The organism is Leyella stercorea, assembly GCF_021531355.1.
Taxonomy (GTDB): Bacteria; Bacteroidota; Bacteroidia; order Bacteroidales; family Bacteroidaceae; genus Prevotella.
On record NZ_JADYTS010000100.1, the window covers coordinates 1 to 8583 of the forward strand.

The 8583-nt window shown below is 35.5% G+C and carries 11 protein-coding genes and 1 pseudogene; 1 reads left to right on the forward strand and 11 read right to left on the reverse strand.

Annotation, left to right across the window (positions count from 1 at the left end):
* Window positions 1–895, reverse strand: an 895-nt coding sequence (locus I6E38_RS13655; RefSeq protein WP_235394515.1) for an ORF6N domain-containing protein, incomplete at its 3' end; no start/stop codon positions are given.
* 267 nt (window positions 896–1162) lie between these two features.
* Here I6E38_RS13655 and I6E38_RS13660 point away from each other — a divergent pair.
* Window positions 1163–1600, forward strand: coding sequence for a copper resistance protein NlpE (locus I6E38_RS13660; protein ID WP_235394516.1), 438 nt, complete (start codon window positions 1163–1165; stop codon window positions 1598–1600).
* A gap of 97 nt (window positions 1601–1697) precedes the next feature.
* Here the strand turns inward: I6E38_RS13660 and I6E38_RS13665 are convergent, their stop codons facing one another.
* The 10 genes and pseudogenes from I6E38_RS13665 to I6E38_RS13710 all read right to left on the reverse strand — a co-directional run.
* Complete coding sequence (locus I6E38_RS13665; RefSeq protein ID WP_235394517.1) at window positions 1698–2375, reverse strand: hypothetical protein; 678 nt, start codon at window positions 2373–2375, stop codon at window positions 1698–1700.
* A 424-nt stretch (window positions 2376–2799) separates the two neighbouring features.
* Window positions 2800–2979 (reverse strand): hypothetical protein, encoded by a 180-nt coding sequence (locus I6E38_RS13670; protein ID WP_235394518.1) that lies wholly within the window; start codon window positions 2977–2979, stop codon window positions 2800–2802.
* Between the two features lie 137 nt (window positions 2980–3116).
* Window positions 3117–3242 (reverse strand): annotated as a pseudogene (locus I6E38_RS13675) (recombinase family protein); the annotation flags it as partial.
* A 107-nt stretch (window positions 3243–3349) separates the two neighbouring features.
* Entirely contained in the window at window positions 3350–3757 is a 408-nt protein-coding gene (locus tag I6E38_RS13680) for a hypothetical protein (protein ID WP_235394519.1), read from the reverse strand.
* A 31-nt stretch (window positions 3758–3788) separates the two neighbouring features.
* Window positions 3789–4214, reverse strand: coding sequence for a hypothetical protein (locus I6E38_RS13685; protein ID WP_235394520.1), 426 nt, complete (start codon window positions 4212–4214; stop codon window positions 3789–3791).
* 161 nt (window positions 4215–4375) lie between these two features.
* Complete coding sequence (locus I6E38_RS13690; RefSeq protein WP_235394521.1) at window positions 4376–5032, reverse strand: hypothetical protein; 657 nt, start codon at window positions 5030–5032, stop codon at window positions 4376–4378.
* 296 nt (window positions 5033–5328) lie between these two features.
* Window positions 5329–5481, reverse strand: a complete 153-nt coding sequence (locus I6E38_RS13695) for a hypothetical protein (protein ID WP_369681311.1) — start codon at window positions 5479–5481, stop codon at window positions 5329–5331.
* A 32-nt stretch (window positions 5482–5513) separates the two neighbouring features.
* Window positions 5514–7574: an outer membrane beta-barrel family protein gene (locus tag I6E38_RS13700; RefSeq protein ID WP_235394522.1), complete on the reverse strand. Its 2061-nt coding sequence runs from the start codon at window positions 7572–7574 to the stop codon at window positions 5514–5516.
* Between the two features lie 138 nt (window positions 7575–7712).
* Entirely contained in the window at window positions 7713–8402 is a 690-nt protein-coding gene (locus I6E38_RS13705) for a DUF4840 domain-containing protein (RefSeq protein ID WP_235394523.1), read from the reverse strand.
* Window positions 8356–8583: hypothetical protein (locus I6E38_RS13710; protein ID WP_235394524.1), on the reverse strand; the 228-nt coding region annotated here is incomplete at its 5' end. The genes I6E38_RS13710 and I6E38_RS13705, both read right to left, overlap by 47 nt.

The following is an 8583-nucleotide window of genomic DNA, read 5'->3' on the forward strand; positions in this document are numbered from 1 at the left end:
TGGATGCACCTATGTGATATACATCATCGTCTATACAAAGGAAGCGGTCATGTGATAAACGGAATGTTTCAACGTCAATCGGTGCATATTGAGCATTATGACGATCTATGTCAAGTTGGAACTGACGGCTTATCTGCTGAGTGTAGATGATTGCAGACACGTTATTATCTCTTTTGTCGAGCAATGTCAGTACAGTCTCGTCAACATAGTTGTCGATAAGGACAATACGCTTCTTCGCACTCTTAATCAAGTCGGACACGAAAGTATAGGCATCATAAACTTGCCCATTGTAGAACACACCCTGCTTCGGCTTTGCATTACCCTCGTCCAATCTACGGAACACCTCGTCTATGCGCTTGTCGGATTCTTGCAAGTGTTTATCTGTATCTTGTTGGTGCTGTAAAATTTCCAACTGGTGATATTCTATTGTTTCTAAGCGGCTGAACATAGAAGCATTATTCACCATGAAGTGGCGCATAGAAACAAAGGCTCGCATGATCTGTATATTGACCACAATGGCTGTTTTTGAACGGAGAACACTACTAAGCATTGCCACGCCTTGCTCAGTAAAAGCATACGGCATATATTTGAGGTGTTGACCTTGTTTTTCGTTTAAGGTCACAATTTGTGACCTTAAACATTCTTCCTTTGTCAATTGAAACCGAAAGTCATTAGGGAAGCGTTCAATATTGCGTTTAACAGCCTGATTCAGAACTTTAGCTTCTACCCCATATAGCATTGCTAAATCTTTATCAAGCATAACTTGTTGCCCTCTAATTACTTTTATTAGAGGTTCGATATTACCTGCGAGTTCATGGTTATCGCATTTTGTAACATCTATTTTGGACTGGTCGTAAATTGCGACTGGTTCTTTTTTATCTATGTTGTTTGCCATATTTCTATTTTTTAAGGTCACAAATTGTGACCTTAAACGTATTGTTGTTATATTGCGTACAAAGGTAGTGCTTTTAGCCTTTAAGCCACTATTGCACAACCCCTTTCTTTGAAAAGAACGTAAAACCAATAGTATTATTGCGATGATTGTAGTTTTATTAACATAAAGCTCTAAAGTAGCCAAAGGAGGACAAGAGCAAGGAAGCCGTGGAGACCAACAAGGACATCGAGCAGTTGTTGCTTTCCATCCGAAAGGCTTTCGATGTGCTTGTGGAAAAGAGAACGGATTTACCTATTCCTACCATTCGGGACAACACTCGTTCGCCTGCCTCATTACGCTGGAGGCAGGTGTGCTGATAAGCTTGAAGAATATACGGCAGTTTTGGGAAATAGAGCCAGCTTGGATTCCATAGCTGGAACATATAACGGAGTGTTACCACCTAATGTTGAAACAACACTCACATTAAATGCTGATGGTACCTACTTGTTGATACAGGCATACAAAGAAAAGCAGAACGAGCGGGAAAAGTTAAGAGGTACCTTCCAAGTACTTGATAACAATGTCCTGATGCTTGTTCGTCCTTCAAGCGGTGACAACATCTTTTATAAGGTGAGGGATGGCAACTGTATTATTCTGATAGACTCGGTTGGCAATGAACCAGAAGGTGAAACCGCCAGGTTCTATGTGTTGAAAAAGAGAAAGTAAAAAACAACGTTACAAATAAAAATCCGTGGATAGGTTAATTTCTTATCCACGGATTTCTATTAGTAGGAAGTAAAAATTTGAACACAGCTAATCTCAACTATCTAATAATAGTGGGAGTCAATAAACTGCTTTTTTCGGAAAAATCTCTCTCTCTGTATTTTTTTATTTCACATCCTTCTTTTATTAAAATACTATCACCACTAAACAAAATAGCTTCATTAAATGAGCTCATATTTAAATTAGAACGCATACAATGAAGCACGTGTTTTTTTAAATCATACCAATAGTAGTATCCTTCTTTGAAAAAAATAGCTCCATCGATATCCGATGACACATCTCTGCTTGTTGTATATTTATGAGTTATAATTTTATTAAATCGCTTATCTAAATATGACAATGTTATATACCTGTAGCTTGAAGAACCCGTAAGGAAAAATACATAATCAGTGCCAAATAAAATTTTTGGTACAGACTGTTGCTTTGTCTTGCTATTTAAATAGTAATCAAGAGTATCAATATAATTTGTAATACTTACCTGAAGTGAATAGGAGTTATCTTCTGCAGGTACAAGTTTAACAAATATGCCATTTTTTGCAAATACACTCTTAAATCCTACCTTATTAATGACATCAATGCTTACATTTGTTTCTTTGGCTACCTTATTAGAATCAGAACACCCTAATATCAGTAACAGCAATATTATCATAACACCTCGGTAAAAAAATACCGAAGCGTTAACTATTAAAGATATAAATATAATTACAAACCTCTTCATTTTGGATTCTTTATGTAAAGTTTAAATGTTGTCTATCAGATATATCCTCTTGTCATCAATTTGTATGTCAATATTCCAATAATCTCAACACTTATAATAACAAAATTAAGCCCCAAAGAAATAAAAATCTTCTTACTGGTAACCCTAACATTCAATAGTATTCTTTTTATAATTACATAAAGCAATATTATTAAAGACATTACGAATGAAGTTATAACAAACGAAATACATCCTTTAATGAAAATGATACGAGAAGGATCGCTATGATATATTTCCATAACATCGTCTTTACTTCCTATTGAAAAATAAGATAGAAAGATTATTATTGGAAATTCAATCAAAGCAAACGCTATAGTCGTTATCCAACTGTTATTTTTTAGTGCCGTTTTCATTAAATACCTGAAATTCGTTTATTTTATAAAAATTAGTACCATTGGGGGTGGTAGAGGGTATTTGGCTTTTCCACGATGTTGCTATATTCCCTCTCATACCTCTGTTGTCCTCTAATTACTTTTATTAGAGACTCTATATTATCTACGACAACCAACTGGTCACGATTTGTGACCAGTTCGCCGTTTTCTGTCTTTTCCGTTATGTCTGTCATATTTGTATTCATTTTCAAAATCACAAATTGTGACCTTAAACGTATTGTTGTTATATTGCGTACAAAGGTAGTGCTTTTAGCCTTTAAGCCACTATTGCACAACTCCTTTCTTTGAAAAGAACGTAAAATCAATAGTATTATTGCGGTGATTGCACTGTTAGTAATTGCTTAACTCGTTGCACCGTACTCACACTCTTACCACTCAGCTTCGCCACATCCCGAATGGAGTATCTCTTGCTGAGCAAATCTATTAGCTGCCCATACATCGGTTGTCCGCTAAAATGTGTACCTATGTTCATAATTACTTGAATTAATAGTAACAAGAAACAAGGTAACTAAAAGAGCTAAATTCCAAGCAGGTGCATTACGGTTATGGCTCTAATTGATTATCTATGATGTTAAACGTGTCTGTTGATTCTACCCCTCTATTTACTATATTATATTCCATAGGGAATATGATTTCTTCGGCTGTAACAATAATAGGTCGTGGAGTACTATAATCGAACCAATAATATTTTCCTGTTTCTAAATTTTCCAATTTTTGCGCATAACACCACGGACCAAATTCTTTTATTATCAATTTATAATGTCCTGTTAAGTCTATCAAATCAGGATGACAGCCAAAAGAATCAACAGGCAGATTTCTTAGTGTGTCTTGAACATTCATGTCCAAATCTTCGAGACACATCTTAGTGGTAGTTGTACGGTTTTCAAAGGTACAATTACCAAGAACTATCATTATTGTTAAAAGTACAAAAGCTAATTTAATCTGTTTCATTTGTTTATTCTCATTCTACAATTCTTATTATTTATTCCATAGTTACCTTATCCTTTTTCAAAGCTAATCTTTCACTTAAGATTTCCATGACATACTTGGCGAGAAGTTGACTATTGCCTTTTACATCAAATGCCATAAGGCTCTGTTCATGACAAGGAGTCATTCCTCTACCATCATCAGCTTGTTGCCAAAGTTCTAAATGAATTTTGCCTGTTTGAACATTCAACTTTACTATGCAAGCCACGGATTGTTGATAGTAACTTTTCAACGAACGTTCTTTAATAAACTTCAGATAAGCGGATGTGGAATTTATTGAAGTTCGTATGACCATACTACTTTTATCCAAACAGAAAAATATCGCATTGGCCAATTCTTCCTCGGATGCTGTAGCAGGAAGAAAGATAATTGGTTTGTCTTCTACTTGGCATCCCTCAAAAATCCGATAGAGAGTTATCACCTTGAAACCTTTTGATGAAAAGGAAATGCAGCAAGACTTTTTTCTATGGGAATAGAGAAGTTTGCAAAGCCAAAATTTTATTCTTTTACACATAAACATAGTGAATTCATATTTCTCCTTCCGAAGTTTATTTATAGCAAAGTTGAAATTTGCAACATATACTATTTGAAATCATTTTCACAAGGCGCATTATAATTACATGTTAATCGCCATCCATCTTCCAATAAAGATAACACCTCTTGAGATACAAAGATGTTATGTTTCTTAGTAAAACATTTATTCATAGCTCTCAATATTTCTTTATAGATTTGCATGGCTTCGATTGAGCTATCAGTAAAGACAGCAGCACGACCTGCTATTAAAACATGTTCTGCATTGTCGTATATTCCTCCAGTACTTAACTCAACACCTGTGGGATTAGATGCAAGATCTATGATGTAATGAAAAGAGCCATTTCTTTGTTTCACAATTCTATACTTCACCTCATTATTTAAGGGGAGCACCATGTATCTATTATCCAAAGAAATCCAATTGGCATAGCCTGTATGACCAAGTTTAGAAAAATTTGATATGGTGTTTTCACTTTTTATCGTCTCCTGTTTAAATGCTCCAATTAGGGTATATTTTATAGGAATTTTTCTTTCAACAACAGTCATCATCTTGACTATATCAGCTTTCGTCAGAAAGAATATTTGCTGCTTGCTTTTATATTTAAGGCTCATATTGCCCATTTTGTTCTCAGCCTTTTTCTTCCACCTGTACGCCAAAACGAAAGCAATAACAACGGCAAGTATTACGATAAATAATGTCTGTTGCATAATCATTTTTTTTGTATGTCTATTATAAAAATCTGCGTAAAAATATAATTAAGAATATCACAAAAAGAATAAAGCCACATCCCCATACCCGATTTGACATTTCATTATCAAAATTAGATAATTCTGATGTTTTTTACGATTTACTACCTTCATAAAGGGTTCGGTAAGAAATCTTGCGATGCCTTACAAAGCGTAGCCATAGATAGCGTAAGCCTGTACCGATACGAAGAATAATAATATTCTCCAAATAATATCTGAAAAGTTCTTCCATACTCAATAGAAACTCTGATTTTTTCTTATTCCCTATTGATCCTTTCCACCAATTCATCTGGTGTAAGTATCTCCATCTTTGAGAAGCCAAACCACTTCTTGCCCAAGTCCTTTATGGATGCACCTTTATGATACACATCATCGTCTATACAAAGGAAGCGGTCATTTCGCATGAACATGTTACCAATGACTTGATTATGTCTTTGCCTTCTTATTTTAAGATTGCACTTTCACTATTTTGATGTTTGTAATCTGGTGACTTTGATGTCTTCTTGCCATAGTCAAAACTATAAACAATTTTCAGATTTGCATACTGATTATAACTACGACTTTGATCTATTTGTTTGAAAGAATAATATGATGCAGATAATTCATCTACAATGTTATTCTTCATCATGAATAAATTGTTTGCATTAGCTTCGATAGCCCAATTCCCATGATTCCACATTGCCGATAGTTGATACCGCCAAAATGTCTTTCTACTAATCTGGCTGTCTATCAAATCTCTTGCCGGTGACGCTATGGATGCACCAAAAGAAAAATCCCGAACATAGTAGTTTATCATAGCAGTCCCAGAGAATGCAGACAAATTACGATGCTCAGCTCCTCCTCGAACTAAATGTTCAATCCATTGACCAGAAACTTTCATGTTAAGCGAACCTGAAGGTTTATAGGTCATAGATATATCTACACTGGGACGATGATAGATACAGTCATCCCTAAAAGTGCTAATAAGATAGCCGTCTCGAATATAATAATCCGAGATAATCGAGTGATTTTGGTAGAAGTAGGACACACCTGTTTGCAAAGCAAATTTGTTAAAATTCAATGTGTGGCTTAATCGTGGATTCAAAAGAATGGAATTATCCATATTCGGGTTACCTTTGAGAATGATAATAGGATCAATCTGCTGCTCGACATTGTTGATTGTATTTATCCTCGGATAGGTATTTCCCAAAGCGAACATAAATTGAAGTTGTTGTACTTTATCAATCTTATATGTAGCTCTTGCCTGAAGTCTCGGCGTAAGATGATTGATTGACCTCATCCCCTTTAAACGATATGTAAGAAATGAAAGTCCTGGGTTGATGTCAAAGAAGAACCTCCCTAAACGTTGAGAATAGTCAGTAAAGAGGATTGTTTCTGAGGAATGTAAATTTTGATTATATGCTGAAGCTCCTGTATATTCAGAATCGCTTATTCTCATAAACTCAAACAAGCTGAAGGCTAATCTATTTTTATGACTGAACGTCATTGAATAGTTTGCATTTGCTTTGACATAATAGTAATCTTCTTTGACGAGTGAATGAAAGGACATATCATCCTCTTTATAGAAACGGTTATAGTCATTTCGAGAATAATATCCATCAAAAATATAATCCAACGATTTTGTGTTAGAAAATGTATGTAATCCATAGAAATAAACACTTGGACGATAAGATTTGTTTCTAGTGTTAATGTCCAAAATACTACCGTTCTTGATTGCAGCAGCAGTTTTCCAATACTCCGTCATTCCATTATTGACACCGTTTTTTGAGGCATTCCATGCCATACCACCTCTAAGCATCCAAATATATTTTCTTCCTCGGTTGCTGATTGATGCCTGTACATATTCTTCCGTTTGCCTATTGTCAGCATTATTGTAATGCTGCAGTCTATTCAGTTGATAATCAGGGAAAATAAAAGTCTCATTCTCATCCATAGACGATTTTGGATTTTCCAAAGAATATCCAGCCCAAAGGTTCAAACTTTTGGTTCCTGTAACAAATTTCGAAATAAGATTGTAATCACCATAGAGATAGCCTACATTCTGAGACGCATCAAGTTGCGTGTAGCCACCATTGTTGAGTGGTTTCATTATTATGTTTATAGCATATGCATCTTTTGCATATTTGCCAGTCGGCACATCAAAATATTCCACTCGAGAAACGTCCTTCGGTCTTAAAGACTGTACCTCTCGAAAATCAACTTCACGCCCATCTATATAGAGAGTCGCAGCCCCATTGGGAGTTGTCACACTTCCAGTCGAACGCTCGACAGACACTCCCGGAATCATGAGATTGCTCAACAGATCATAACCAGTTACAGCATGTTTACGTTGCTCTTTTGTAGGAATAGCAAGGATATGATCACCTTCTCTTGTAAGATAAGATGACTTTACAACAACTTCACCAAGTTCTTTGCCTTGAATAAAAGTTTTAGTTGTATCTGGTTTTTGTGCATAAGTTACGTGTAGGCACAAATTCATTATGATGACTAACAATGCTTTCATCTATTGATTTTTTTATTGTTTTTATACTTATAATCAATATGCCTTCTTCTGTACTTTAAAGACAATACCTTTAACTCTTAGACTACTATTACCAAAACTTTTGCATGAAAATAACGTAACAGACAACGTTCGTCTCATTCATTTCGAGATTGGATCTGTTTTGCCCATAATACTAAGAAAGAACTCTTCTCCTGAATAGCCATCAATTTCTTGGACAATTACATTGTCAACAATAATAGATTTGAGTTCCAGTTGGATCCTTCCCGGAGAGATAGGACGCTTGTCTGCATCAAAAACAAATTGCGAAGGACATTTAAAGTTGAAAAGCACAAGATGCTGCTTTCCGCCATAGTTCAGTGTCACAGGTACTTTGCTATCGCTATATATGATTTTCCCCATTTTGCTCGCTTCTCCTGTTTCTTCGTCTGAGCTTGCAAAAGAATAAGGTATCGAAATATCATAATCGGGCAACAGCTTGACTGCTTCTGCCAATTTAGTATCTTTTATGACAAAACTTATCCAGCTGATTGGGACTTGCTGTAAGGTGACAGTCCGATTTTCGTATCCTCCAAAAGTGTAGTGGATGATAGGTTGACCATTTTCTGTGACCTCACCCTTCCATAAACTTTTATAATCCATCTGTTTTTGCGATGCATTATAGATTACAGGAATGAATATACTGCTGTATTGTCCTTTAAGCTCATTACTCAGCTCCTCAATTACACTTTGACGCTGGAAGTAAGAATCTACATAAGTAGGATCCTCATGGCATCCGCTTAAACTAATCATGGCTGAAATAGCCACAATGACCATTGATATCTTTTTCATTACTATTGTTTTTCTTATATAACGGCGAGACAATATTATTATTGTTATGTTCAGAGTCTATCGTATAGTTTACGTTTGCATCGTAACCATAAGCTTTCTTGGTTGCCTCAAGTTCGTTGTCCGTCATGCGCTGATAAACCACCATGCCGTAGAATGGTTTCAGATTTCCATTCTCATCGGT